The following is a 25,279-nucleotide window of genomic DNA, read 5'->3' on the forward strand; positions in this document are numbered from 1 at the left end:
ACATGAAGATAATTTATACGGATGTCCTTTGTATCGGTGCCGGGTTAGCCGGGGAGCGGGTTGCCGTGGAAGCTGCCCAGGCTGGTTTTAACACAATTTGCCTTTCTCTGGTTCCGCCGCGCCGTTCACATTCTTCGGCTGCCATGGGGGGCATGCAGGCCGCCCTGGGTAACTCCATTATGGGCGAAGGCGACTGCCCGGACGTGCACTTTGCTGACACCATAAAAGGTTCGGATTGGGGCGCAGACCAGGAAGTGGCCCGCATCTTTGCCGATACTGCCCCCATTGTTATGCGCGAAATGGCTAACTGGGGCGTGCCCTGGAGCCGCGTTGTGGCTGGCAAGCATACCTACTTCAAGGGTGGTAAACCCTTTGAGGCAGAAGAAAAAGCCGCAAACCATGGCCTTATCCATTCCCGTGCCTTTGGTGGCACTGCCAAATGGCGCACCTGCTATACCTCAGACGGCACAGGCCACGCCGTGCTGTATACCCTGGACAACAAGCTGCTCCAGTTGGGGGTGGAAATTCACGACCGCACCCAGGCCGAAGCCCTGATTCACGACGGGGAAAAATGCATGGGCTGCATTGCCCGTTGCTTGCGCACAGGTGAGCTTATTGCCTATTTTGCCCAGGCCACCCTTATTGCCACAGGCGGCTACGGCCGTATTTACCGGGCCACCACCAACGCCGTTATTTGCGATGGCGGCGGGCAAATTGCCGCCCTGGAAACAGGCGTTGTGCCCCTTGGTAATATGGAAGCTGTGCAGTTTCACCCCACAGGCACCGTGCCCACCGACATTCTGGTAACCGAAGGGTGCCGGGGCGATGGTGGCACCTTGCTGGACGTGAATGAATACCGCTTCATGCCGGATTACGAGCCGGAAAAAGCAGAACTGGCCTCCCGCGACGTGGTTTCCCGCCGCATGACAGAGCACATGCGCAAGGGGCTTGGGGTAAAATCGCCTTACGGTGACCATTTATGGCTGGATATTCGCCACCTTGGCGAGCAGCACATTACCACCAACCTGCGCGAAGTGTATGACATTTGTACCAGCTTTTTGGGGGTGAACCCCATTCACCAGCTTATTCCTGTGCGGCCTACCCAGCACTATTCCATGGGCGGGGTGCGAACCAACCGCGACGGCGCAGCTTATGGCCTTTCCGGCTTGTTCAGCGCTGGCGAAGCGGCCTGCTGGGATATGCACGGCTTTAACCGCCTTGGCGGCAACTCCCTGGCGGAAACCGTGGTGGCAGGGCGGTATGTGGGTAAGCGCATTGTGGAATTTTTGCGCGGTCACACTGCGGAGTTCAATACAGGAGCCATGCGCGAAGCTGCTTCCCTGGTGCAAGGGCGCATTGACGCCATTACGGCACGCGGTAAAAGCGGCGAAAATTGCTACATACTGCGCAATGAAATGCAAAATATCATGATGGAATACGTGGGCATTTTCCGCAACGGGCCAGACCTGCAAACCGCTGTGGACAAGCTGCAAGTGCTGCTGGAGCGCGCGGGCAAAATCGGCCTGCACGGTTCTGCCAGTGCTGGTGGCGGGTTTAAGCCGGAACTTTCCATGGCGCTCCGCATTCCGGGCATGGTCAAACTGGCTATTTGCACGGCCTATGGTGCGCTTATGCGCACTGAAAGCCGCGGGGCACACACCCGTGAAGACTTCCCGGAACGCAACGACCGTGACTGGCTGAACCGCACCCTGGCGTACTGGAAAGAAGGGGCAACCCTGCCGGAACTGAAGTATGAGGCTGCCTCGCCCTGGTTTGAAATTCCTCCGGGCGACCGTGGCTACGGCGGCGGTAAAATTATTCCCGTTGAAGTGCCGGAAGGCATGGTGCGTGAGAAAAAGCCGACAAATCTCGAGTAAAGGGAGCCCTCAATGAATCGTAAACTCCAATTTGAAATTTTCCGCTATAACCCAACTGACCCCAATTCCGTGCCGCACATGCAGTCATTCCATGTGAATGAGTATGACAGCATGACCCTGTTCATTGCCCTGAACCTGATTCGTGAAGAACAGGACCCCAGCCTGCAATTTGACTTCTGCTGCCGGGCGGGCATTTGCGGTTCGTGCGGTATGGTTATTAACGGGCGCCCCGGCCTTGCCTGCAACACCCAAACGTGCGATTTGCCCGAACGTATCATTCTGCACCCGCTGCCTGTATTCAAACTGGTGGGCGACCTTTCCGTGGATACGGGCGTGTGGTTCCGCAACGTGGGCACAAAAATAGAATCCTGGATTCATAGCAGTAAGCCCTTCGACCCTCAGGCCGAAGAAGAGCGTATGGAAAATGCCCTGGCCACTGAAATATTCGAACTGGACCGCTGCATTGAATGTGGCTGTTGCGTTTCCGCCTGTGGTACAGCCCGCATGCGTGAAGATTTTATTGGTGCAACGTCCATTAACCGCATGGCCCGTTTTCACATTGACCCGCGTGACGAACGCACCCCGCAGGACTTTTACGACCTGATAGGCGACGACAACGGCGTGTTTGGGTGTATGGGCCTGCTGGCGTGTGAAGATGTGTGCCCCAAAAAACTGCCATTGCAAGACCAGCTTGGCATTATGCGCCGCATGCTGGCACTCAATTCGGTTAAAGGCATTGTGCCTGCCTCCATCCTGAAAAAAATGAACAAGGGGTGTGGTTGCCATGCGAAAAGTTAGCGCACAAGATGTGCATGTAGCGGTAAGGGATATGATTCTTGAGGCTTCCCGTTATTTGCCCAAGGATGTGTACCAGGCTCTGCAAACCCGCATGACGGAAGAAACTTCTGCCGCTGGCAAGGAAATTCTGCGCCAGCTTCTGGAAAATGCCGATTATGCGGCAGAGTCTGGTTTGGCCCTGTGCCAGGACACCGGGGCGGCTATCTTTTTTGTGGAACATGGCGAAGATGTGCGCATTGAGGGCGGTACCCTTAATGAAACACTGAACAAAGCCATGGTGGAAGGCTACGACAAAGGCTTTTTGCGTAAATCCATGTGCCACCCCCTTACCCGGAAAAATACCGGGGATAACCGCCCGGCTATTATCCACACCGAGCTGGTGCCGGGTGATAAAATTACAATCAAGTTTATGGCCAAAGGGGGCGGCAGCGAAAACATGTCGCGCTGCACCATGCTTACCCCTGCCATGGGCTGGGCAGGCATTAAAGAATTTGTAGTGCGCCGCATGGCAGAAGCCGGGCCAAACCCCTGCCCCCCCACCATTGTGGGTGTGGGCGTTGGCGGCACCTTCGACCTTGCCCCAACCCTTGCTAAAAAGGCGCTGTTCCGCCCGGTGGGCGTGCGTAACCCGGATACGGAAATTGCAGCCATGGAAATGGAATTGCTGGGTGAAATCAATGCCCTGGGCGTTGGTCCCATGGGCCTTGGGGGCACCACCTCCAGCCTGGATGTAAAAATTGAGATGGCCCCCTGCCATATTGCCAGTTTGCCCGTGGCAGTGAATGTGCAGTGCCATTCTTCACGAATCCGGGAGGTAATTTTATAATGGCTACCTACAAACTTTCCACCCCCCTGCAAGACGCTGACCTTGCCACGCTCCATGCAGGCGATGTGGTGCTGCTTTCCGGCACTGTGTACACCGCCCGCGATTCTGCCCATAAACGCATCATAGAAACGCTGGATAAAGGGGAGCAATTGCCCTTTGAATTGCAAGGGGCTGCCATTTATTATGTTGGGCCAACCCCTGCCCCCCCTGGGTTTGTTATTGGTTCGGCAGGCCCCACCACCAGCGGGCGTATGGACAGCTACACCCCGCGCCTGCATGACCTTGGTTTGAAAGCCAGCATTGGCAAAGGCAAGCGTAGCCAGGCTGTGCGCGATGCTTTGCAACGCAACACCTGTGTGTATTTTGGGGCTACCGGGGGCGCAGGGGCGCTGCTTTCCAAGTGCATTACTGCCGCAGAAGTTATTGCCTACGAGGAACTGGGGCCGGAAGCCATTCGCAAGCTCACGGTAAAAGAGCTGCCCCTGCTGGTAATTAACGACTCCCACGGGGCGGAGCTGTACGCCAAACCTAACATAGATTGAGGAAACGCTGATTTATTCCGTTTGGCGTCGTTACTTCGCTTTTTTTGAAACAGTCGAGGACGGAAGAGTCCACTCCTGCTTCAAAAAAAGCTCGTGCCTTGCCAAACGAAATAACTGAGCGTTTCCCAGATACCGCTTAAGCGAATGCCCTTGGAACCCGCATCAGCGTTCAGTTTTTCGCAAAGCGAAAACTGAACGCAAATGGGGGTCAAGGGGCGTCACGTCCCTTGCAGGGGGTATGGGGGACAGCGTCCCCTAATGAAAAACAAAAAATTTGCGTTTCCCCGAGATAACCTTCAACCAAAGGAAACCGACATGGCACTGTTCACGAAGCAAGATGCGTTGGATTACCACGAATTTCCCCGCCACGGTAAAGTTGAAGTCGTACCCACCAAGCGGTGCGAAAATCAGAAAGATCTTTCTATGGCTTACTCCCCCGGCGTGGCAGAAGCATGCATGGCCATTCACGCTGACCCGGCCCTGGCAAACCTTTACACTGGCAAGGCTAACTTGGTGGCAGTTGTTTCCAACGGTACAGCAGTGCTTGGGCTTGGCAACATTGGTCCCCTGGCAGGCAAGCCGGTTATGGAAGGCAAGGGTGTGCTTTTTAAGCTGTTTGCCGACATTGATGTGTTTGACCTTGAACTGAACCTGAGCGACCCGGATAAAATTATTGAAGTGGTCAAGGCCATGGAGCCCACTTTTGGTGGCATTAACCTTGAAGACATCAAGGCACCGGAGTGCTTTTACATTGAAGAGCGCCTGAAAGCCGAAATGAACATTCCCGTGTTTCACGACGACCAGCACGGCACAGCCGTTATTTCTGGTGCAGGGCTTATTAACGCGGCTGAAATTACCGGGAAGAAAATTGCCGACTGCAAGGTGGTGGTTGTGGGGGCCGGGGCGGCTGGCATTGCTTGCGCCAAGTTTTATGTGGCCCTTGGGGTAGACCCTGCTAACCTGTTTATGTTCGACTCCAAAGGGCTTTTGCACAAAGGCCGTACAGACCTGAACAAATACAAACAGGCATTTGCCCAGCCCAACAGTAAGGGTACCTTGGCAGACGCCATGAAAGATGCAGACATGTTCCTGGGGCTTTCTTCCAAGAACCTGCTTTCCAAAGACATGGTCAAAAGCATGAGCAAAAAGTCGCCTGTTATTTTTGCCTGCGCCAACCCGGACCCTGAAATTAGCTACCTTGATGCCAAGGAAGCCCGCCCCGACTGCATTATGGGCACAGGTAGAACAGACTACCCCAACCAGGTGAATAACGTTTCCGGCTTTCCCTTTATTTTTCGCGGTGCACTAGACGTGCAGGCAAAGGAAATTAATGAAGCCATGAAAGTTGCCGCAGCAAAAGCCCTGGCTGATTTGGCAAAAGAACCAGTGCCGGAAGAAGTGAGCGCCCTGTATGGCGGGCAAAAGTTCAGCTTTGGGCTGGACTACGTTATTCCCAAGCCGCTAGACCCGCGCATTCTGCTGTGGGAAACCCCGGCTGTTGCCCAGGCCGCTATGGATACAGGCGTTGCCAAAGCACCCATTGCAGATATGGCAGCCTACAAAACCGCTCTTAAAAAACGTGTGGATGCAGCACACGCTCGCATAAAAACGTTCACCGACAGTTACTACAACAAGTAACGCTGCTCGAATTGCGGTTTATTACGGATGCCTTTACGCATAGGACGCGGGCATCCGTAATAAACCAAATACATGCTTTTATCTTGCTGGCCACACCCTTGTCGCCGGAACCTCTCTGACCCGGTTTTTTTGGAGCCCCAAGGCACCCCATTGCATTGTGTATTTACAGTGTAGTGCTTTGGGTGTTACTCTAATTCACTACCTAGATATAGTTCTATCTTGTACTCATATAATACAAACTAGCTATTTTCGGGTGTAGTCTTTTGGGTTTGTTACTGGTCCGCCGCAGGGTTATTGTCATGGTGTCCTGTTATTTTACGGAACCGCTGCTGCAATGGTATTCGTCAGTGGTTTACGCGTAAAACATTGCTGGTTGCTGCGCTGTACTTCCTGTATCCGCAGTCAGCCACATTAAACTTCTAAGGAGCACTTATGGAGATTGGACAAATTACCAAGATGTCTGGACGCCATATCGGCTTTTTCTTGGGCTTATTTCTCTTTATCCTTCTTCTTCTGCTTCCTGCACCAGAAGGTATGAAGCTGGCTGCATGGCGCGTTGCTGCCATCACTGCCCTCATGGCCACGTGGTGGATTACAGAAGCCATTCCCATTCCTGCCACCAGCTTGCTGCCCCTGTTCCTGTTCCCCGCCCTTGGGGTTATGCCTGCTAAGCTCACGGCAGCGCCCTATGCTGACGATGTTATCTATCTGTTTATTGGTGGCTTTTTCCTTGCCGTGACCATGGAACGGTGGAACTTGCACCGCCGTGTTGCCCTGAACACCATCAAGCTTGTGGGCTCCAGCCCCGCAAAGCTCGTTCTTGGGTTTATGGTGGCTACCGCGTTCTTGTCCATGTGGGTGAGTAACAGCGCCACTGCCATGATGATGGTTCCCATTGGTCTGGCTGTTGTTTCTGAGGTAACAGGCCTGAGTGCTTCCGACTTGAAGAACAATACCGACGGAAAAAATACAGACATGAACTTTGGCCGGGCCTTAATGCTTGGCATTGCCTATGCGGCGTCTATTGGCGGTTTGGCCACCATCATAGGCACCCCCCCCAACGCCATTTTGGTGGGCATAGTGAAAAAAATGTATAACTATGAAATCTCCTTTTTCCAGTGGATGCAGGTGGGCCTGCCCCTGGCTGTTGTAACCCTTTTCGTTACCTGGTTTATTTTGATCAAGTTTTTGTTCCCCACCAAGCCTTTTGTGCGCGGAAATGCCGGTGAAGTTATTGACGATGAAATAGCCAAGCTTGGTAACATTACCCGGCCAGAGCTGACCATTCTGATTATCGCCAGCTGTATGGCAACCTTGTGGATTATCAGCGGGTTTGTGTTCAAGCATGTTCCTGCTTTGAAAATGATAAATGACTCTACCATTGCCATTGGTGGTGCCGTTATTCTTTTTGCGACTCCCATTAGCCTGAGTAAAGGTGAATTTTTGCTGGACTGGAAAACGGCGGTGAAGATTCCGTGGGACGTTGTACTGCTTTTTGGTGGGGGCCTTGCCCTTGCCAACGGCTTCCAGCAAACAGAACTTACCCATTACATTGCCCAGCAATTGGTGCACCTGCAAGGCATGCATTCCTACCTGCTCATAACAATCATTGTTATTTTCACCATTTCGCTGACGGAAGTAACGTCCAACACTGCCACCGCAACCTTGCTTGTTCCCATAATGGGCACAGTGGCCATTGCCATTGGCATTAACCCCATTGGCCCCATGGTGGCCGCAGCGTTTGCCGCTTCCTATGCCTTCATGCTGCCTGTGGCAACACCCCCCAACGCTGTCGCTTATGGTAGTGGTTGTTTCACTATCAAGAACATGGCAATGGCCGGTTTGTGGATAAACCTGTTCTGTTTTGTTATTATCCCTGTAACCCTGTATCTTTTGATACCGCTGTTCTGGGGTGAAAACCTTAACATGGTGCCTGAGTGGGCAAAAATAGTTGCACAACCAAAGTAGCATGTATATGGTATGAAAAAGGGACGCGAAGGCGTCCCTTTTTTTTGATGCATTCATTGTTTGAAAAAACTCGGCGCGTATGGGATAATTTTTCCCTAGGTTATTTGGGCTTGAAGGAACGTTTTGCTGGTGCACTAGTGAAAGAATGTGGCAAACTGAACATCTTTATAGGAACGGGCAAGATGAAAAATAAGCAGGTTGCTTGCGCAATGGCGCAGGCACAGGGCGTGGTTGGCAACAAGGTGCCCCTTGACATGGAAGAGCCAGCACCCTGTTCCGGCGCGCAACGCGACATAACACGGCTTTGTGCCTATTGCGGGCAACTGTGCCTGCAACACGGGGCGGAAACGGCCCTTGTGGACCAGTTGACCACACGCATGGGCATGGCCTTTGGCATGCAAAGTGTGGAAGTGGCCATTAGCACAACCTTTATTGTGGTTACCACCCTGAGCAATGGCGTGTGCATTACCACCACCCGGCGCAGCACAGACAGGGGCATTAACATGCATGTGGTGGCAGAAGTGCAAAAAACGGTCATTATGGCGGAACATGGTGAGCTGGAGGTGAGCCAGGTGCAGGAGCGATTTGCAAACCTTGCTCCCTTGCGCTACCCACGCCCTGTGGTGGTGGGCATGGTGGCTGCTTCTTGCGCTGCCTTTGCCTTTCTTGCCGGGGGGGATGCCCCCGCCCTGGGCATTGCTGCCATGGCTTCAGGCATTGCCATGTATGTGCGTATTCAGTTTGCGGCCAAGCACTTTAACCCGCTCATATCCTTTGGTGTGGCTGCTTTTGTAGCAACCCTCGTGGCTGCCTATGCCTGTAAGCAGGGGTGGAGCACCACCCCCAATATTGCCCTGGCCGCCTGTGTGCTGTTTCTGGTGCCGGGCTTTCCTATGGTCAATGCCATTTCTGATGTGTTGAAAGGGTATACCAATACAGCCATTGCCCGCTGGGCCATAGCAACACTATTGACCATTTTTTCCTGCCTTGGGGTTATTGGGGCCCTCAGCATTGTGGGGTATCAGGCATGAGTATGGAATCTTTTCTTGTTTGGCTGCCTTCATTGTTGCTCGATATTGTTGTGGCCAGTATTCCTTCCGTGGGGTTTGCCCTTCTTTTCAACGTGCCGCAGCGAGCTTTGAAGTATTGCGCATTGCTTGGCGGGGGCGGGCATGGCTTGCGCTTTCTTTTGTTGCACTTGGGGGTTCATATTATTCCGGCAAGTCTTGCGGCTTCCCTGTGTATCGGGTTTTCCGGCATTTATTTGGCGCGCAAGTTCCATGCCCACCCCAAGGTGTTTACCGTTGCGGCACTTATTCCCATGATTCCCGGGGTGCTTGCCCACAAGGCCACCGTGGCTATGCTTTCCATGTACCAGCAAGGGGTAACCTATGTGCTGCTGGAACGCTGGCTTACTGCCTTTTTGGATGCCGTGGGCATTATCGGGGTGCTGGTGTTGGGGCTGGTGTTGCCGGGTATGTTGTTCTATCGCAGGCAGCCTGTGGTGTAAGCAGGGGCTGCCAACTGCATGCAGGCACCGTGTACTCCTGCTGTGTGCGGGGTGCTGAAAACGGCAAGGTACAGGGCGTACCTTGCCGTTTTTGTTATGGGATGCCATGGCCTGCTGGAGAATACCGCGCTTTGTCTGCCAAGGCAGAATGTTCTCAAGTAAACTGCGGTAATCTCAATGGCATAATGCCATCAACTTAATCGTTACTATTTTTGCCAGTGGGGTGCAGGTGGGGGTGGGATTGCTGGTCAAGTAACTGCAAAATAGATTTTTCTTTGCCCAGCACAATAATGTTGTCATTAATGCACAGGCACGTATCGCCGTCAATATGTTCCAGCACTTCATCATTACGTTCAATAAGCAAAATCTGAATACCAAAGTTTTTGCGCAGGGCGCACTGCTTTAACGGGATATTAACAATAGTTTCAGGTGGATATGAGAGGTGAATGTTGGCAATGATGTTGGAGCCAAGGGTGTCCATAATGGTAATGGGGTTAATTTGCCGTTTGCGCAGCTTGCGGTAGAGCTTTTCAATGAAATTATCAAGCATTTTGTTGGCTTTTTTGAACTTGACCAGCCCGAATACAACAAAAAAGGCAATGGTCAGGGTGGCGCTTAACCCTACAAACGTGTTCATGTCGGAAGCAGACATATCCAGAAAAATATTGACGATGGTGGAAACCACAATAAGGGAAAAAATATAGCCAAACAGCATGGCAATGGCAGCAAGGCGCCTTCTTTTTTGGGACATGGTAATGGGTTCGCTTTGGGAAGTGGTAAAGCCGCATAATGTTAGTAGCGAAATGACCTGGAAGCGGGCTTTATCTTCAGGCAGGCCTGTAAGCCGAAAAAGAACAGTAAAAATTTCCGTGATGATAATGTAAATTATACTGAAGGCAATAAGCAGGATAATGGAATCAATCATGGTGCGTTACTATCTTTGTTGTAGCGCATAACTGCGCGAGTTGGGTTACAGGGGGGAGCCTGTTTCTAGCCAGTGTATCCTTGGAACATGGTTTGTTATGTATTTTTCCATACAAGGTGTACACGCTTTCCATGCTTCTTGCCAAGCCTTATTTATTGCCCCCAGCAGGCTGGGCATGTGTATTCGTTACAGTTCTCCCCTGAAAGCACAAGGGCCTGCCCTTGCGCTATGCATGGGGGCAGGCCCTTGTGGTGTATGTTTTGGGGTCTTGTTTCAGGAAGTTGTTGGCCCTTCCAGCAGCGCCTTCAATTCCCTGTAGTTTGTTTTCCCGGTGCCCAGTAAGGGGATGCTGGCAACCTGCACTACCCGTTTTACGGCATACAGCCCGGAAAGGCCGCTGCGGCGCAACGCCGCGTTGGCTTCCTGCGTGGTAATGGGCATGGGGGTGAATAGCACAATTTCGCCGCCCAAGTCCTCTGCCCCGGCTTCCACCGCCAGGGCCGGGCCTTCCTGCGGGGCATCTTCCCGGTGGGAAAAAGCTTCCAGCAGCACCGTTTCCATCTGCGGCAGGGAAATCATTTCCCCGCCCACTTTCACAAAGCGCTTCAGCCTGCCACGGAAAAAGAGGATGTTATGCTCGTCCATGCTCACTAAATCGCCTGTGCGGTACCAGCTTTGTCCTTCATATTCCACAAAGGGGTTGGGTGCAGTGCCCAGGTAGCCGCCAAAAATGCTTGGCCCGCGCACCAGCAGCATGCCAGTTGCCCCCGGTTGCACCGGGCCGGTAATGTGCCCGTTGTCTTCCTGCACCAGGGCTGCCTGCACGGAAGGTAGCAGCAGGCCAATGCTGCCGGGCACAACGTGTCCTGGCACGTTTACGGAAACCACCGGGGAACATTCGGTAATGCCATAGCCTTCACATAATGATGCCTGCGGGCACAGCCGGGCAAAAGCTGCGTACACACGTTCCGGGCATTTTTCCGCCCCCACAAAGGCGTAGCGTAGCTTGTTCAGAACATGGGGGGCAGGTTTACTGGGGCTTTGAAGTGGGCTGGCAGGCCCGGCAGTTTCCGCCAGTTGTGCCTGTTGGGTTTTGTCTGCCATGTCCAGTATGGCGCTAAGGAACGTGGGGGGTGAAGCCACCAGGGAAAGGCTAAAATCGCGCAGTATGCCCAGCAAAGGGCCAGCTTCCGTGGGGTTGGGGTAAAAGGCCGCGCGCAGGCCAAGGGCCAGGGGCAGCACAATGTTCACCATAAGGCCAAAGGAGTGGAAGGGGGGCAGCATGGCCAGTACGCTGTCGTCTGCCTTTACTTTGAGCACGCCAATAAGGTCGCGGGCATTGGTGAGCAGGTTGGTGTGGCTTAAGGGCACAGCCTTGGGGAGCGATTCGGAACCAGAAGTGAACAGCACTGCCGCAATGTCTGGAATGGTGCCTTGGGGCAGAGTTTTGGTGGTGTAGGCCTTAACGGCTGCACGGAGTTTGTCTTTCCAGCCAAGGGAGCGGGCCACGTCTTCCAGCAGCACCCATTGCACAGGCAGGCTCTCCAGGGCAAGGCCCTGGCTGAGCAGCCGGGCCGTGAACTGGGTGGCGCTAATGGCGTGTTCAATGCCTGCCACCTGGCAACAGTGGGCCAGGTTGCTTTGCCCCACAGTCCAGTTGAGCATAACAGGGGTTTTGCCTGCCAGTTGCAGGGCCAGCCACACAGGCAGCACTGCGGGCACGGCAGGCAGCATAAGCCCTACCCGTTGCCCCGGAATGCGCCGGAATGATTCTGCCAGGGCCATGGCCCCCATCAGTACCTGCCTGTGGGTGCGCAGTGTTTGGCGGTCTGCCATCAGGGCGGCTTTGGGGGTGCGGCGTACGTTGTGCAGGAAGGCATGGGCAATGGTGTTGGCCCCTTCTGGTACTGCCAGGGGGCGGGAGGCATCTACAAACGCATCCCAGGCTTTTTGCAGGGCAGGGGCCAAGGGGCCTTCTGCCTGGGCTTCCTGCAAGCCATATTGCGCGGCCTGTACGCAGTCTCCCACGGTCACAAGCCCTTCCAGCCAGGTAATGGTTTTGCCTTCCAGCACTTCAAGGGCCAGGGCTAGTTCCATCAAGGCAAGGCTGTCCAGCCCAAGGTCGGCCCCCAGGCGCTGGGTGTTTTCCAGCACATGGTCAGGTTCCAGCCCGGCCTGCTGGCGGAGCAGGGCATACACGCTTTCACGCAGGGCAGCGGGAATGGTGGCAGTATCCATGTTGCCCCCTGCAAGGCCGGGTTCAGGCAGGGCTACGGGAGTATGCCCCTGCCAGAAAAAGCGGGGGTAGGTTACTGCCGGGCGGGTGGCGTTTTCGTAAAACGCTTCCAGGTAGCGGTTCAGGGTTGCTTTGTCTGCGGTGCGGGGTACGTCTTGCGGTTCATAAAATTCCACATGCACCGGGCGGCGCGGGGTGAACAGCAGCAAGTTGGCCAGCACCGTTTTGACACCGCGCAGCAGGGCCTTGCCAAATACAGGGGCTTTCCCGGCATTCTCTGGCCCGGCATAGCCAAAACTGCTGCCCCACAGTCCGGTTGTGCGCACCAGCACCACCCGCTGTTCCGGCAGGGTACTCAGGATGCTGGCCACCCCGGAATTGCCTCCCAGGTGTTCCTTGGCACTGCGGTACAACTGCCCGGAAGGATACAGCAGCACGCTGTCGCCCTGGCGTAATCCTGCAATAATGGCGTCTATGCCAGCCTGAATTTTTGCCTTGGCTCCCCTGCCGTCGCGCTTGGCGTCTGGCAACAGCACCGGGTGCAGGGCGCGGGCAACAAGGCGGCCTGCCGGGGAGTCGAACTGGTGTGCGTCTGCCAAGGGGCGTGGCCTTTTACCTGCGGTAAGGGCATATATTATAATTGGGTCAATAAGGGCCGGGTGGTTGGGCAGGAATAAAATGGAGCCGTTGCCTTCAATAGTTTCCAGCCCGGAAACCGTAACCTTATAGCGCAGGGAAAGCAGTGCTTGCAGGCATGTGCCCAGCACGGAACGCACAGCACACGCCAGGGAATAGTCCGGCAGGGGGCCTGTGGTTTCAGCGGTAGCCTGTGGCTGGGCCTGCGTTGCGCTTGCTGCTTTTTTGTGCAGCCAAAGGGCAAAAAACAGGGCCGCAACGGCACCTGCCAGCAGTAGCTGGGAAGGCAGAACCTTGCCACACAAACCAAAAATGACGCCAGAAGCAAGAATGCCTGTAAAGCTGGCGAAGCCGGAAATGCCCAGTATTTTACCTTTTTCCCCGGCTATAGGGCGCAGTTGAATGGTACTGACCACGGGAATAAGAAAAATGCCCCCGGCTAAGCCCGCCAGCAGAAAACTGCCCAGAAGCAGGGGCAATTGCCCAGCCTGGGGCAGCAGGGGAACAGCCCCACCCAAGAGCAGGCCAGCGCCCATGCCTGCACAGGATTTAGGGGCAATGGTGACCCAGTGTTCCGCGGGTATACGTGCTGCCAGCAGTGAGCCAATGCATACCCCAACCATGAGGGCTACAGAAAGCAGGCTGGTAATGGTAAAAGAGTATCCCAACTGGATAACCCCAAGGTTGTTCAGGGAAAGCACCACAAAGGTGGAACACAGGTAGAAAAAGGCTTCTGCAATAATGGACAGAAACAGCAATTTGTCTTTGTGGAACAGTTCATTGGTTTGCTGGAAAGAACTTACCGGCCCAAGCCAGGGAAACGGGGTGGTGTGGGCCTGGGGAGTGTGGCCAGTGGCTGATTTGCCAATGCCATAGGCCGTGCCAATGCCCACAACGGAAAACAGGCAGGCAATGAGACCAATGTACAGGCCCCCCGGCATGGCAGGGTTTTGGGCAGACTTGGCCGCCATAAAGGGCAGGGCGGGCAGGTCAAGCACCAATCCTGCCCCGGCAATGCCAAGCAAAATGGTCACTGTGGTGGCAAGCTTAAGCAGGGCATTCACCCTGGGTACGTGGTGGGTTTCAAAATTTTCCGGAATGGCTCCATTCAGGGCAGGGCTGAAAAAGGTGGATTGCAAGCCCATAAGAAAAACTACCGTGACCATACCATACCAGTGGAACGTTGCGTTGGTGCTGCACAGGGCCACAAGCCCCAGGGCCATGGCTACCAGTTCCATATATTTGGCCCCTATAATGGTAGTGCGCTTGGAGTAGCGGTCTGCTACCCAGCCAGCCCAGGCTGAACAACAAATAAATGGCACGGCAAACAGGGTTGTGGCCACCCCTTGCAGCCATTCCAATTGGGCTGTAGCCGCCAGCAACAGGGCCGCTTGCTTGAAAAAATTGTCGTTGAAGGTGCCAATGGCATAACTTGTGCCCATGTTGAGCAGGCGTTTGCTGTTGGCGGGTACTGGCTGGTGGTGCATGAATATCTCCGGTTGGAGAAACGCTGATTTATTCCGTTTGGCGGCGTTGCGTCACTTTTTTTGAAACAGTCGAGGACGGAAGAGTTGACTCGGCCCGTCCTGGGCCTCGGCCTTCGGCTCCCGCCCTTTGGGCAGTTCCCAATTCCGCTTTCCTGCGGAATTGTCACTCCTGCTTCAAAAAAAGCTCACGCACAGAGCCTGTGTCCCCGACCTTGCCAAACGAAATAACTGCGCGTTTCTAAAATACCTTTTAATTTAGTGTTTCCTTTGATGTGCAGAGGAAATTCCCAATTCTTCGTTGATAAAAGTATGCAGTTTTTCCAGGGCAGCCAGCACAGCGCCATGCTGCACAGCATACAGCGCCAAACGCCCCTTGCGCCGAACGGAAAGGATTCCGGCTTTTTCCAGTACCGCAAGGTGGTGCACAATGGTACTGCGCCCTAAAGGGAGTGCTTCTGTAATGGCTTTGATGGAAAGTTCTTCGCCAGGTTCGAATAACAAAAGAATGCGCTGGCGGGTGGTGTCGCCCATGGCGGCAAATGTTGCGGCAATGGGTTCCCAGTGGGGGGGTAAGCTATGAAGGTATTGTGTTCTCATGACTATATAACTAGTTTTTTAGTTTTATTATGTCAAGCTTTTTCCTATAGCCGCGTACACGTAATTTGGATGTCGTTTTCTTGTGCAGCCAGCACAAATTGCCCTTGACATAAATTTCACGATTATATATTTTTGTCGTAATGTCGACATTTACTCAAACTGCACTTGTAAAGGAGTGGCACATGAATTTGGCTCAATTTGCTCGCAGAGGTTACGTAACTGAACCCACCCCCCTTGAAAGACTGGATAACTTTTCGGCTGCACTGGGCAACAAAGTAACTGTGTACATCAAGCGCGACGACCTGCTGCCAGGCTGCGCTGGTGGCAACAAAACCAGAAAGCTTGACTTTTGCATTGCCGACGCCCTGGCCCAAGGCGCAGACACCATTATTACTTGCGGTGCTGTGCAGTCTAACCACTGCCGCCTGACCCTTTCCTGGGCTGTGAAAGAAAAAATGGATTGCCACCTGGTTCTGGAAGAACGCGTGAAGGGCAGCTATAAGGCTGATGGCTCCGGCAACAACTTCCTGTTCAACCTGCTTGGCGCAAAAAGCGTGAAGGCTGTGCCCGGCGGCTCCCCCATGCTGGAAGAAATGGGCAAAGTGGCAGAAGCTTTGAAGGCACAAGGCAAAAAGCCTTACATTATTCCCGGCGGCGCTTCCAACGCTCTTGGTGCCCTTGGCTATGCTTCTTGCGCTCAGGAAACCATGGAACAGTTGTTCCTCATGGGCGTGAACATTCACACCATGGTAGTGCCCAGCGGCAGTGCAGGCACCCACGCAGGTATTGTGACCGGCATGTATGCCAACAATACCAACATTCCGGTGAAAGGTATCAACGTAAGCCGCACCAAAGAAGTGCAAGAACCCATTGTGCACAAACTGGTGTGTGAAACTGCCAAGCTCATCGGCATTAAGCAGGAAATTCCTGCCAGCGCTGTAGATTGCAACGGCGACTACGTTGGCCCCGGCTACTCCCTGCCTACTGATTCCATGGTGGAAGCTGTGAAGCTTCTGGCCAGAACAGAAAGCATTCTGCTGGACCCCGTGTACTCCGGCAAGGCCATGGCTGGCTTTATTGACTTGATCCGCAAAGACACATTCCCCAAGGGCAGCAACGTGTTGTTCCTGCACACCGGTGGTTCGCCTGCGTTGTATGCCTACACCGATACCTTCAAATAACGAAAACACTCTTTTTTCCGCTCCTGCGGCGGGGTAGATGCTTCGGCGGGTAGCCGCCTACTCCCCGCTTAGTCGCTCCACGGCTCGCTACGCTTGCGATTGCCTTCGGCGTTAAGGAAGCGTGGCAGGACAGAAGTGTTTGTTTGGTCCGTCCTGCCAAAAGAGCATCCAGTCTCCAGTTAATTGTCTTTCAGACCCCGGCGGAAACATGCGTTGCGTGTGCGCCGGGGCCTGGAATGACATGGTGTGTAACGTGTACAAGTATTGTTTTGTGTAATAACTCTTCGTAATGCAGGAGAATGTATGGCCACAACAGAAAAACAACGGCTTGGTTTGCCAGCCCTTATGGGCATTGGCTTTGCCCTGGGTATTTTTGCGGGCGTGCTTGTGAAATATTTCCCAAGCTTTGACCCGGCATGGTTCAAGCCCCTGGGAGATTTGTTCATCCGTCTTATTCGTATGGTGGTTGTGCCCCTTGTATTTTGCTCTATCGTTTCCGGGGCGGCAAGCATGGGCAATGCCTCCAAGCTGGGGCGCATTGCTGTTACTTCTATCGTGTATTTTTTGCTTACCACAGTGGTAGCGGTGGTTATTGGCCTTACCGTGGCGCACTTTATTGCGCCGGGTGCCGGGGTTTCATTGCCTTCTGATATCGCGCAAATGAAAGCTGTTATTCCCCCCAGCATGTCGCAAACGCTGCTGAACATTGTGCCCATTAACCCCATGGAAGCCATGGCTTCCGGCAATTTGCTGCAAATTTTGTTTTTTGCCATTGTTTTGGGCTTTGCATTGAGCGCTATGGGCGAAAAAGCCCAAATTGTCATTGATTTTTTTGAGCAAATGAACACCACCATGGGCAAAATTACTTCCATGGTTATGGCGGTGGCCCCCATTGGTGTATTTTCCCTTATTGCCTTTACCGTGGCATCCTTCGGCCTGAAGGTGCTGTTGCCCCTGGCCATGCTGGTGGTAACGGTGTATGTGGCCGCTATTTTGCAAATATTTCTGGTGTATGTTCCCCTTATTAAAGGGGTAACAAAGCTTAGTTTGCGTGCCTATTTTCGCCTTATGCTGGAGCCGTTCCTTCTGGCCTTTACCACGTGTTCTAGTGTGGCGGCCTTGCCTGCAAACATGCGGGCAGCCAGGGGCATGGGGGCCAGCAAGGAAGTGTGCAGTTTTGTCATTCCCCTTGGTACCACGGTGAACATGGACGGTGCCGCCCTGTACCTGGGTATTGCTGCCTGCTTTGTGGCAGAAGTGTACGGCATTACACTCAGCATGGGCCAGCAGGTAACCATTGTGGTCATGTCCCTTATTGCTTCCATCGGTTCCGTAGGGGTTCCCGGTTCCGCCCTTATTGTTATGACCATGGTATTCAGCCAAATTGGCCTGCCCATTGAAGGCATTGCCCTTGTGGCTGGCATTGACCGGGTGCTGGATATGGCCCGTACAACTATTAATATTATGGGCGACTCCACAGGGGCCGTGCTGGTTTCCGCCATGGTGGATAAAGAAACCGTGGCACAGGAAATTGCCCACATGCCCGCAGGTTCTTTGCTGGTAGAAGAAGAGAAGTAGCCGCAAGAAGGGGATTTTCCCCCTTTTTCGAGCGTGCAGGTGCTACGCGTGCATGGCTGAAGTTATTTTTCAACGTTGAGGAAAGTAGGGCTGGTCATGAACACATTGAAGCAGGAAAAAGTTGCAGGCATTATCGGGGGCATGGGGCCGGAAGCAACCGTGGACCTTATGCAGCGCATTATACGCAATACCCCGGCCTTGGGAGATGCTGACCACATTCGCTGCATTGTGGACAACAACCCCAAAATACCTTCCAGAATGAAGGCCTTGCTGGAAAATAGCGGCGAAGACCCCGGGGCTGCAATGGCTGCCATGGGGCGCAGGCTGGAAGCATGGGGGGCAGATTTTTTAGCCATTCCCTGCAACACAGCCCACAATTACCTGCCAGACGTGGTGCAGGCAGTGGGCATTCCTGTGCTGGATATGGTGGATTTGGCGGTGCAGCAGGCACGGGCGCAAAAGCCCGGCTTGCGTTGCGCTGGGATAATGGCCACCCCCATGGTGCGCATAACAAAGCTGTATGAACACAGGTTTGCCCCCTATGGGATAACGGTTTTGTATGCCATTGGGGATGACGAACAAAATTTATTTCGTATTATCAAGGAAGTAAAGGCAGGCAAGGTTACCCCTGCCCTGCGTGAAGAGCTGCTGGCCATTAAACAGAACATGCTGGGGCAGGGGGCCGAGGTGTGCATTCTGGCCTGCACGGAACTTGGTATTTTGGCGCAGGAAGATGCAAACACCCTGGATGCGGCGGAAGTGCTTGCCAAGGAAATTGTACGCTTGGCTAAGAGCCAGTAGGGTTTTCTTCTATTTTGAAATATCCAAATAGAATTTGCGATTTTGGTGTTTATCTAATTTAGTAAAAGGAACGATCGATGGACAATGACTTGAAAATGCGTGGTGGGTTTTGGGGCGGCTTAGTGCCCCTTGTCATCATGGTGGGTGGGCTTATCTGGCTTTCCGTGGCAGAGCGGGGCGGAACAAAATCTTTTTGGGCCGCAGCTTGGATAGCCATTGCCGTGGGCATATTTTTTGCCAAAAACCCCAAAGACTATTGCGAATCCATCATGCGGGGCATTGGGGATAAAACGGGTATTGTTATTGTGACCGCGTGGCTGTTTGCCGGGGTTTTTGGCAAGCTCATGACAGCCGGGGGCCTGGTGAACGGCCTGCTGTGGATGGGTATGACCACAGGGGCGCAGGGAGCAATTTTTGTGCTGCTGGTGTTTCTTGCTGCCATGCTGTTTTCCCTTGGCACGGGCTCAAGCACGGGCACATGCATTGCCTTGGCCCCTGTGCTGTACCCGGCGGGCTATTTTTTGGGGGCAGACCCGGCCATGCTGGCCCTTGCCATTCTTTCCGGCGCAGCCTTTGGCGACAACCTGGCCCCTGTTTCAGATACCACCATCGTTTCTGCCTTCACACAAGGTGCAACCATGCAGGATGTGGTAAGAAGCCGCTTCCCCCTGTGTATGACAGCAGCGGCGTTTACGGCGGTGGTATTTCTTTTGTTTGGCAGCTCCGGAGAAGTGACAAAATTGCCGGAAATACATGCCAACCTGAATTCCAGTGGCTTGCTTATGTTGCTGGCCCTGGTGGTAGTTGTGGTTTCCTCCCTGGCAGGGCGTCATATTATTGAATCGCTCATTTATGGCAACATTACTGCGGCTGCTGTGGGTATTGTAAGCGGGAATCTCAAATTGACAGCTCTCTTCAGCATTCCCGCCAAACGGGGCGACTCCACAGGCCTTATTGAAGACGGCGTGAACAGTGTTGTGGGCGCAATTATTTTTGCTATTCTTATTCTTGCTGTGACCCAGGTGCTTGTGGAAAGCGGCATTATGCGGCGCATTCTGGCCCTGGCTGAAAGCGCTATTGTGAAAACGGTGCGGCAGGCAGAGTCTTTTATTGTGCTGGTCACCATTCTGATTTCCATTCCCATTTCTGCCAATGCCCCGGCGGAACTCTTGGTGGGGCCTTCTCTTGTGCGGCCTGTGGGCGTTAAGTTTGACCTTGCCCCGGCACGGCGGGCAAACCTTATGGACTGCGCCGTGTGTACCATATTCTTCACCCTGCCATGGCACATAGTTGTTGCCGCCTGGTATACCGCTATTATTGCGGCTTCTGAAGTGTACCAAATATCGGCCCCTTCCATTACCGTGGCTTTTTATAACCCGTACTCATGGGCGCTCTTGCTTGTGCTGTTCTTTTCCATTGCCACAGGCTGGAACCGCAAGTTTGGCGGGAACGAACAGGAACACGTGGCCAAGTAGTGTTCTGGTTGTTGCATGCCTGCCTTGGCGGCAGGCATGCAACACGCTATTTTGTGTTGCAGGTTAAAACTCTTTGCTTTTTTCCCTTGTGGCAAGCGCAGGCTGGTTAGCCTGCGCTTGCCTTGCATGGTGGCCTGTTCAGGGAATACGGAAGAACAAAGAACTAGGCAACCTTCTGTGATTATGCTAGAATTTATAAGTAAATGGGTGCCATGGGTAACCGCACCTTGTATAAAAAATCGACATTACCCAAGACTATCAGGAACGGTATGCGCCAGATAAAAACGTACAGCGAACAAATTATTAACTATATAAAAGCAATGTTGCTGAGCGGTGCGTTAAAGCCCGGCGACAAAGTGAATGAAGTGCACCTTGCCTCGGCTTTGTCCATAAGCCGCGCCCCTGTGCGTGAAGCCTTGCAAATGCTTACTAAGGAAGGGCTTATTGTGTATCTGCCACAGCGTGGCAAGTTTATTAAGGCCCTTACCTCCCAGGAAATTTTAGATAGTTACTATATAGGCGGCGTGCTGGAAGGGGCTGCCGTGGGGGCATGTGTGGAACAGTTTACGGAATGCGATTTTGCCCAGTTGCAGGCCTGTATTCAAGAAATGGCAGGGCTGGACCAAGCTGCTGAGTATGCAAAAGAATTTAGCCGCATTGATATTTGTTTCCATAAAAAACTCCTTTGTTACACAGAAAACAAACTCATTATCGACTATTCCAGAAACATGTGCCAGCGCATGTCTAAATTTTTGCTGTTACGCCATTGGCCCGTGTGTTTTTCAGTGGAAGAAATTGTGGCCCGGCACCAGCGCATCCTTGATGCCCTGGTTACACGCCACCCGTACACGGTGGAGGTAGCCATTCGTGAACACTACAAAGAACTTGGCGTGCAAATGTCGGTGTATGGGTGTGTAGTGCCGCCGTATCAAGTAAGCTGATTTTTGCCTCAGGATGGATTGCAGCATGATGCAGTATGTATATGCCCATAGCCAAACAGAAGCCACCACCGGCTATTTTTCCTGTGAGCCGGAAACTCCCCTGAACGTGCCGCAACTGCTGGCTTTCCTTGCCGCCCACCCGCACGACAGCTTTATGCGCCGCCATGCCCTGCATGTGTGCAGCAACCTGCCCATGGCTGATGTGGCCTTTGCCTTTGCTGCCATGCGGGAAGCGGGCACAGAGGAAAAGCCACTGCCACTGCCCCTGGTAGCGTTTGCCCATGAGCTGGCTATGGTTTCGGCAGAAGGAACCAGCCTGCTGCCCGCTCTGCTGGGGCCAGGGGAGCAGGCGGAAGCCAGCCTTGCCCCCCCTGTGGTGTGTGAAGAAGCCACCTCCCTGGTGTTATTGCGCTGGCAAACCCTGGCAGATGGCCCCTTGCATGCGGCCTGGGGCAAGGTGTTTACGGAAAATATGGCAGGCCACCGCCTGTTGGTGGCACCGCAGGCCACAGGGCTTGCACCCCTGTATGCGCAGGAACCAGCCACACAGCCGGAGCAAACAACTGAACAGCCGCAAATTCCTGGCAGCGCCGCTGTGTTCCGCACGCCTCTGGCCGCTCCCATGGCGCAATTACGGGAAGCGGTGGCAGCCCGCTTCCAGGGCAAGCCAGGGTACACCCGCCCCCCGGCGGAAGAAACTGCCGCCCTTGCGGCCCAGCGCCTGGAAGAGTGCGGTATTATTGATGGCGAAGAAATGCGCCACGTGGCATCCCTAAGCCCGGTGGCCTTGATGCGCCCTTGGCGGGTGCGCTTGCAGGTGGAAGGCGGCAGGCATGCCTTTGGTTTACAGGGCAAGGCCACCACGTATGGTCGGGGGCTGAATGTAGGGGCTGCGCGTGCTTCCTGCCTCATGGAAATGGTGGAGCGGGCCAGCCTGTATGTGAGTGTGGCTGGGGGGCAGGTGCTGCACAGGGCCAGTTCAATGCCCATTGTTCAGGCCCGGCGCAGTGAGCTTGTGGCCCAGGGCCGCCTTGCCCTGAACCCGCAGGAATACCCCTTGGAAGCGCCCTGCGGCGACCCCGTGCTGCACTGGGTGGAAGGGCAGGATGCCACCGGGCAGACCGTGTGGGTGCCCCTGCAAATGGTGACGCTGTTTAGCAACCTTGATGAAATAGATTTGTTCGACTCCTTGGGTTCCACAGGCATTGCCACAGGCAATACCCTTGCAGAAGCCAAGGTGGCGGCACTGACGGAAATTATTGAGCGCGATGCCGAAGCCACCACCCCCTATGTGAAGCAGGGGTGCTTTACCCTGCACGCCGAGCATGACCCTGAATTGGCCAGGCTGCTGGAAGCCTACCGCCAGTGCGGTATTCATGTGCATGTACAAAATTTGACAGGCCCCTTGGGCGTGCCCGTATACAAATGTTTTGCCATGAGCCCCAAAGGGCAGGTGGCGCGCGGGTTTGGGGCAGGGCTGAACGGCAAGCGGGCGCTTGTTTCGGCCTTGACGGAAACGCCGTTTCCCTTCCCCGGCGGTGGTCCTTCCGGCCCCATGCTGCGCGGGGTACCCCAGTGCGATGTGGACAGCCTGCCAAACCATAGCCTTGGCAGCCCGGAAGCAGACCTTGCCCTTTTGGAAGATGTGCTGTGCGCTAGCGGGCGTATGCCCGTGTATGTGATTATGACCCATGAAACACTGCAATTTCCTGTGGTGCGGGCCTTTGTGTCGGGCATGGAACTGGCGGCAGATCGCGACACTTTCTCTCGCATTCCTTACAGGCTGTGGGAAAATTACCTGCGGCAGTTTGCAGAAGAATAGACGAAGGCAAATTACAAGGCCCTTGCACAACTGGTTGTGCAAGGGCCTTGTGGTTTTGAGGTGTTTTATTGGGGGACAGTGTCCCCCAATAACAATCAATAAAATTTTTACGTGTGTTTATGGCGTACAAACGGCAACGCCGCCCCAACAAACACGGCCATAATGGCAAAGCCCAGGCGGAAGCTGGCAAGGTCGCCTGCCAGGCCAAGCATTTGGGGAACAAGGCCGGAGCCGAACAGGGAGGCAAGGGGGGCCATAATGGCAAACAGCAGGGGTTGTTCCTGTATGTCAAAGTGATCTGCAATGTACAAAAACAGCGGGGGAAAGGTCAGGGCAGCCGCCACAGGCTGCAAGAACATGCCCACAGTCAGGGTTGGCAGCCACGGCACTGTCATAAGTGCCATGCTGGCGGTATGCAGGCACAGGCACAGGCGTAGGCTTTTTACCGGCCCCATGCGTTCCGCCAGGTAGCCGCCATACAACACCAGCAAGGGCGGGGCAATGCGGGAAGTACCCAGCAAGGTAGCGGCAGTTTCGGCAGAAAAGCCAAATTCATCTTGCAGCAGCAGGCCAAGTACGCTGTAGGGAGCAAATTCTCCTGCCACGCTCATGCCAAACAACCAGGTAGCCACCCAAAAGGCCGGGGTTGTCAGAAGGCGCTTCATGCCACGGAAGGACGTGGGCATGGGCGTTTCGTAACCGCCTTTTGCCTTGTACAGGAAAAAAATGCCCCCCAAAACCCCGGCAGCCCCAAGGCCAAACACTGTGGCGCGCCAGCCAAAGTGGGTGGCACTGGCTGCGGCAAGCAGCGGGCCCAGAATAAAGCTTGCGTTGGGGCCAAGTTCATGCACGGCAATGGTTCTGCCCCAAGCTTCCGGGTGGGAAAGGCTGCGCAGCACGGAAAGCCCAGCGGTAAAGTAGTGGCCGCTGGCTACCCCTACCAGAAAAAACAGAATGGAAAGCATGCCCTTGCCGTGGGTTTGGGAAAGCACCATCAGGGTAATACCACTGGCAATGGTGGCAAGGCCTACCATGTGGCGGGGGCGCATAAGGGAGCAGGTAATGGCAGAAGCCAGCACGCTTAAGGCATAGCCAATGGCAATATACAGCAGGAACAGGGTGGACTCACTGTGGGAAAGGTCCATTTCCTGTTCAATAAATCCCAGGAGCGGCCCGAAGACGGCGCGGTTCAGGTAGCTGAACACAAACATGAAGGCCACAAGGCTTATCCAGGGCAGGGCCTGGCGGAACGTTGCGGGCTTTTGGAAGGGAGGGGGGGTAGTCATGGTAAAAAAAGAATGCCCTGCCAATGCCATTTCAACATGAAACTGCACTGACAGGGCATTATGGTTGAGTGTGGTTACAGCCCAAGGCCCTTGCGCAAGGCAATAAAGTCCAGGTTGGCACTGATAAGCTGGGCGCCCTGGCGAATTTTAATAATATCGCGCAGTTTGTGGCGTGTGAGCAGTGCTTCCATTTTTTTGGCTACGGAATAGGTGTCGTCGCGCACCATAATAATGGGCACCCCAAGAGTTTCCGCACGGGAAAGGATAATGTCGTTGGGGTACAGGTTGCCGGTAAGCACAATACAGGGGCAGTTGCCTTCAATGGCAACTAGTTGCACGTCGGCCCTGTCGCCCCCTACCAGCACGGCGGCGTTGGAATGGCGGCGAAAATGGGTCATGAAGTTTTCTACCTGCATGGTGCCAATAAGAAAGCTTTCCACCATGCCATTGGCCTTTTCCTGGGCCGTTACCAGCCTGCCCCCAAGGCAGCGGGCAAGGTCTGTTGCGCAAATGGAACTCATGAGGGGGTCGTGGGGTAAAATACCCAGCACAGGAATGCCCTTGCGCTCTAAAAAGGGCTGCACCACACTTGTGACTTCGTTCATGAAGGAGGCAGGGATATCGTTGATAACAGCCCCCAGCATGGCATCGCCCAGGGCTTCTTTGTAGGCAATAAGCACATCGTAGTTCAGCTCAAAATTCAGCCTGTCAATAACAACAACTTTCAGCCCCAGTTCTTGTATAATTTTGAAGCTGTCCAGCCCGCAGTATTTGCCGGAAATCATGTGCCCGGAACCGGAAACAAGCATCATGTCTGTATTGGCAGAAAGGGTTTTGTATGCCTTGCCAATGCGTTCCAGGTGGTTGTCTTCTTGCCCGCTAAAGGCGCGCATTTTAAAATCTTGGGTAATAAGCACCGGGTTTACCAGGTCTTTGGGCTGTTCCAGGCCCAGCACTTCCTGCACAAAACAGGCGTCTTCGTCCACCATGGTGTCTTCATGCTCACCCGGAACGGCCCCCACAGGTTTCATGTACCCAAGGCGCAGGCCTTCTTTCTGTAGCCGTAAGCCAATGCCAAGGCTGAGCATGTTTTTTCCGGCGTAGGGGCTGGTTGAGCCAATATACAAACCAGTTGCCATAGAATTCTCCTTCGCA

19 protein-coding genes are annotated in these 25,279 nt (G+C 54.1%); 14 read left to right on the forward strand and 5 right to left on the reverse strand.

Annotation, left to right across the window (positions count from 1 at the left end):
- The first annotated feature begins 2 nt into the window (after nucleotides 1-2).
- The 8 genes from G497_RS0112985 (at nucleotide 3) to G497_RS0113020 (ending at nucleotide 9,159) form a co-directional block, all read left to right on the forward strand.
- Nucleotides 3-1,877, forward strand: a complete 1,875-nt coding sequence (locus G497_RS0112985; RefSeq protein WP_027188463.1) for a fumarate reductase flavoprotein subunit — start codon at nucleotides 3-5, stop codon at nucleotides 1,875-1,877.
- Nucleotides 1,878-1,889: 12 nt separating this feature from the next.
- A complete protein-coding gene (locus G497_RS0112990) occupies nucleotides 1,890-2,675 on the forward strand; it encodes a fumarate reductase iron-sulfur subunit (protein ID WP_027188464.1) in 786 nt (261 codons plus the stop codon).
- Nucleotides 2,662-3,501 carry a fumarate hydratase gene (locus tag G497_RS0112995; RefSeq protein WP_027188465.1) on the forward strand — a complete coding sequence of 280 codons (840 nt, stop codon included), beginning with the start codon at nucleotides 2,662-2,664 and terminating at the stop codon, nucleotides 3,499-3,501. The genes G497_RS0112990 and G497_RS0112995 overlap by 14 nt, the downstream gene beginning before the upstream one ends.
- A complete protein-coding gene (locus tag G497_RS0113000; protein WP_027188466.1) occupies nucleotides 3,501-4,043 on the forward strand; it encodes a Fe-S-containing hydro-lyase in 543 nt (180 codons plus the stop codon). Before G497_RS0112995 ends, G497_RS0113000 begins: the two co-directional genes overlap by 1 nt.
- A 315-nt stretch (nucleotides 4,044-4,358) precedes the next feature.
- Nucleotides 4,359-5,681 (forward strand): malic enzyme-like NAD(P)-binding protein, encoded by a 1,323-nt coding sequence (locus tag G497_RS0113005; protein ID WP_027188467.1) that lies wholly within the window; start codon nucleotides 4,359-4,361, stop codon nucleotides 5,679-5,681.
- A 432-nt stretch (nucleotides 5,682-6,113) separates the two neighbouring features.
- A complete protein-coding gene (locus G497_RS0113010) occupies nucleotides 6,114-7,649 on the forward strand; it encodes an SLC13 family permease (RefSeq protein WP_027188468.1) in 1,536 nt (511 codons plus the stop codon).
- A 182-nt stretch (nucleotides 7,650-7,831) separates the two neighbouring features.
- Complete coding sequence (locus G497_RS0113015) at nucleotides 7,832-8,680, forward strand: threonine/serine exporter family protein (RefSeq protein ID WP_211228765.1); 849 nt, start codon at nucleotides 7,832-7,834, stop codon at nucleotides 8,678-8,680.
- Nucleotides 8,681-8,682: 2 nt separating this feature from the next.
- Entirely contained in the window at nucleotides 8,683-9,159 is a 477-nt protein-coding gene (locus G497_RS0113020) for a threonine/serine exporter family protein (RefSeq protein WP_027188470.1), read from the forward strand.
- Between the two features lie 196 nt (nucleotides 9,160-9,355).
- Here G497_RS0113020 and G497_RS19375 read toward each other — a convergent pair whose 3' ends face one another.
- The 3 genes from G497_RS19375 to G497_RS0113040 form a co-directional block, all read right to left on the reverse strand.
- On the reverse strand, nucleotides 9,356-10,084 hold the full coding sequence (locus G497_RS19375; RefSeq protein ID WP_027188471.1) for a TrkA C-terminal domain-containing protein: 729 nt from the start codon (nucleotides 10,082-10,084) through the stop codon (nucleotides 9,356-9,358).
- 273 nt (nucleotides 10,085-10,357) lie between these two features.
- Complete coding sequence (locus G497_RS0113035; RefSeq protein ID WP_027188473.1) at nucleotides 10,358-14,443, reverse strand: MFS transporter; 4,086 nt, start codon at nucleotides 14,441-14,443, stop codon at nucleotides 10,358-10,360.
- 255 nt (nucleotides 14,444-14,698) lie between these two features.
- Nucleotides 14,699-15,040, reverse strand: coding sequence for an ArsR/SmtB family transcription factor (locus tag G497_RS0113040; protein ID WP_027188474.1), 342 nt, complete (start codon nucleotides 15,038-15,040; stop codon nucleotides 14,699-14,701).
- A gap of 182 nt (nucleotides 15,041-15,222) precedes the next feature.
- Between G497_RS0113040 and cuyA the strand changes: the two genes are divergently transcribed.
- The 6 genes from cuyA to G497_RS0113075 all read left to right on the forward strand — a co-directional run bounded on the left by cuyA (nucleotide 15,223) and on the right by G497_RS0113075 (nucleotide 22,838).
- On the forward strand, nucleotides 15,223-16,221 hold the full coding sequence (cuyA, locus tag G497_RS0113045) for a D-cysteate sulfo-lyase (RefSeq protein WP_027188475.1): 999 nt from the start codon (nucleotides 15,223-15,225) through the stop codon (nucleotides 16,219-16,221).
- Between the two features lie 303 nt (nucleotides 16,222-16,524).
- Nucleotides 16,525-17,799: a dicarboxylate/amino acid:cation symporter gene (locus G497_RS18250; RefSeq protein ID WP_034637982.1), complete on the forward strand. Its 1,275-nt coding sequence runs from the start codon at nucleotides 16,525-16,527 to the stop codon at nucleotides 17,797-17,799.
- 96 nt (nucleotides 17,800-17,895) lie between these two features.
- The gene (gene cuyB, locus G497_RS0113055) at nucleotides 17,896-18,600 is read left to right on the forward strand and encodes a cysteate racemase (protein ID WP_027188476.1); all 705 of its coding nucleotides are present in this window, start codon (nucleotides 17,896-17,898) and stop codon (nucleotides 18,598-18,600) included.
- Between the two features lie 77 nt (nucleotides 18,601-18,677).
- Nucleotides 18,678-20,075 carry a Na+/H+ antiporter NhaC family protein gene (locus G497_RS0113060; RefSeq protein ID WP_027188477.1) on the forward strand — a complete coding sequence of 466 codons (1,398 nt, stop codon included), beginning with the start codon at nucleotides 18,678-18,680 and terminating at the stop codon, nucleotides 20,073-20,075.
- 269 nt (nucleotides 20,076-20,344) lie between these two features.
- Nucleotides 20,345-21,016, forward strand: coding sequence for a GntR family transcriptional regulator (locus G497_RS0113070; RefSeq protein ID WP_027188478.1), 672 nt, complete (start codon nucleotides 20,345-20,347; stop codon nucleotides 21,014-21,016).
- Between the two features lie 25 nt (nucleotides 21,017-21,041).
- Complete coding sequence (locus G497_RS0113075; RefSeq protein WP_051258124.1) at nucleotides 21,042-22,838, forward strand: YcaO-like family protein; 1,797 nt, start codon at nucleotides 21,042-21,044, stop codon at nucleotides 22,836-22,838.
- Between the two features lie 107 nt (nucleotides 22,839-22,945).
- Here the strand turns inward: G497_RS0113075 and G497_RS0113080 are convergent, their stop codons facing one another.
- Complete coding sequence (locus G497_RS0113080) at nucleotides 22,946-24,124, reverse strand: MFS transporter (protein WP_169727007.1); 1,179 nt, start codon at nucleotides 24,122-24,124, stop codon at nucleotides 22,946-22,948.
- 74 nt (nucleotides 24,125-24,198) lie between these two features.
- The gene (locus G497_RS0113085; RefSeq protein WP_027188481.1) at nucleotides 24,199-25,263 is read right to left on the reverse strand and encodes a phosphotransacetylase family protein; all 1,065 of its coding nucleotides are present in this window, start codon (nucleotides 25,261-25,263) and stop codon (nucleotides 24,199-24,201) included.
- Between the last annotated feature and the right edge of the window lie 16 nt (nucleotides 25,264-25,279).

The organism is Desulfovibrio cuneatus DSM 11391, assembly GCF_000430005.1.
In the GTDB taxonomy this organism is placed as follows: Bacteria; Desulfobacterota; Desulfovibrionia; order Desulfovibrionales; family Desulfovibrionaceae; genus Frigididesulfovibrio; species Frigididesulfovibrio cuneatus.

Excerpts from the sequence above, each read along its gene's own strand:
- G497_RS0112985 (WP_027188463.1), top strand. The coding sequence starts at position 3 with ATGAAGATAATTTATACGGATGTCCTTTGTATCGGTGCCGGGTTAGCC.
- G497_RS0112990 (WP_027188464.1), top strand. The coding sequence starts at position 1,890 with ATGAATCGTAAACTCCAATTTGAAATTTTCCGCTATAACCCAACTGAC.
- G497_RS0112995 (WP_027188465.1), top strand. The coding sequence starts at position 2,662 with ATGCGAAAAGTTAGCGCACAAGATGTGCATGTAGCGGTAAGGGATATG.
- G497_RS0113000 (WP_027188466.1), top strand. The coding sequence starts at position 3,501 with ATGGCTACCTACAAACTTTCCACCCCCCTGCAAGACGCTGACCTTGCC.
- G497_RS0113005 (WP_027188467.1), top strand. The coding sequence starts at position 4,359 with ATGGCACTGTTCACGAAGCAAGATGCGTTGGATTACCACGAATTTCCC.
- G497_RS0113010 (WP_027188468.1), top strand. The coding sequence starts at position 6,114 with ATGGAGATTGGACAAATTACCAAGATGTCTGGACGCCATATCGGCTTT.
- G497_RS0113015 (WP_211228765.1), top strand. The coding sequence starts at position 7,832 with ATGAAAAATAAGCAGGTTGCTTGCGCAATGGCGCAGGCACAGGGCGTG.
- G497_RS0113020 (WP_027188470.1), top strand. The coding sequence starts at position 8,683 with ATGGAATCTTTTCTTGTTTGGCTGCCTTCATTGTTGCTCGATATTGTT.
- G497_RS19375 (WP_027188471.1), bottom strand. The coding sequence starts at position 10,084 with ATGATTGATTCCATTATCCTGCTTATTGCCTTCAGTATAATTTACATT.
- G497_RS0113035 (WP_027188473.1), bottom strand. The coding sequence starts at position 14,443 with ATGCACCACCAGCCAGTACCCGCCAACAGCAAACGCCTGCTCAACATG.
- G497_RS0113040 (WP_027188474.1), bottom strand. The coding sequence starts at position 15,040 with ATGAGAACACAATACCTTCATAGCTTACCCCCCCACTGGGAACCCATT.
- cuyA (WP_027188475.1), top strand. The coding sequence starts at position 15,223 with ATGAATTTGGCTCAATTTGCTCGCAGAGGTTACGTAACTGAACCCACC.
- G497_RS18250 (WP_034637982.1), top strand. The coding sequence starts at position 16,525 with ATGGCCACAACAGAAAAACAACGGCTTGGTTTGCCAGCCCTTATGGGC.
- cuyB (WP_027188476.1), top strand. The coding sequence starts at position 17,896 with ATGAACACATTGAAGCAGGAAAAAGTTGCAGGCATTATCGGGGGCATG.
- G497_RS0113060 (WP_027188477.1), top strand. The coding sequence starts at position 18,678 with ATGGACAATGACTTGAAAATGCGTGGTGGGTTTTGGGGCGGCTTAGTG.
- G497_RS0113070 (WP_027188478.1), top strand. The coding sequence starts at position 20,345 with ATGCGCCAGATAAAAACGTACAGCGAACAAATTATTAACTATATAAAA.
- G497_RS0113075 (WP_051258124.1), top strand. The coding sequence starts at position 21,042 with ATGATGCAGTATGTATATGCCCATAGCCAAACAGAAGCCACCACCGGC.
- G497_RS0113080 (WP_169727007.1), bottom strand. The coding sequence starts at position 24,124 with ATGACTACCCCCCCTCCCTTCCAAAAGCCCGCAACGTTCCGCCAGGCC.
- G497_RS0113085 (WP_027188481.1), bottom strand. The coding sequence starts at position 25,263 with ATGGCAACTGGTTTGTATATTGGCTCAACCAGCCCCTACGCCGGAAAA.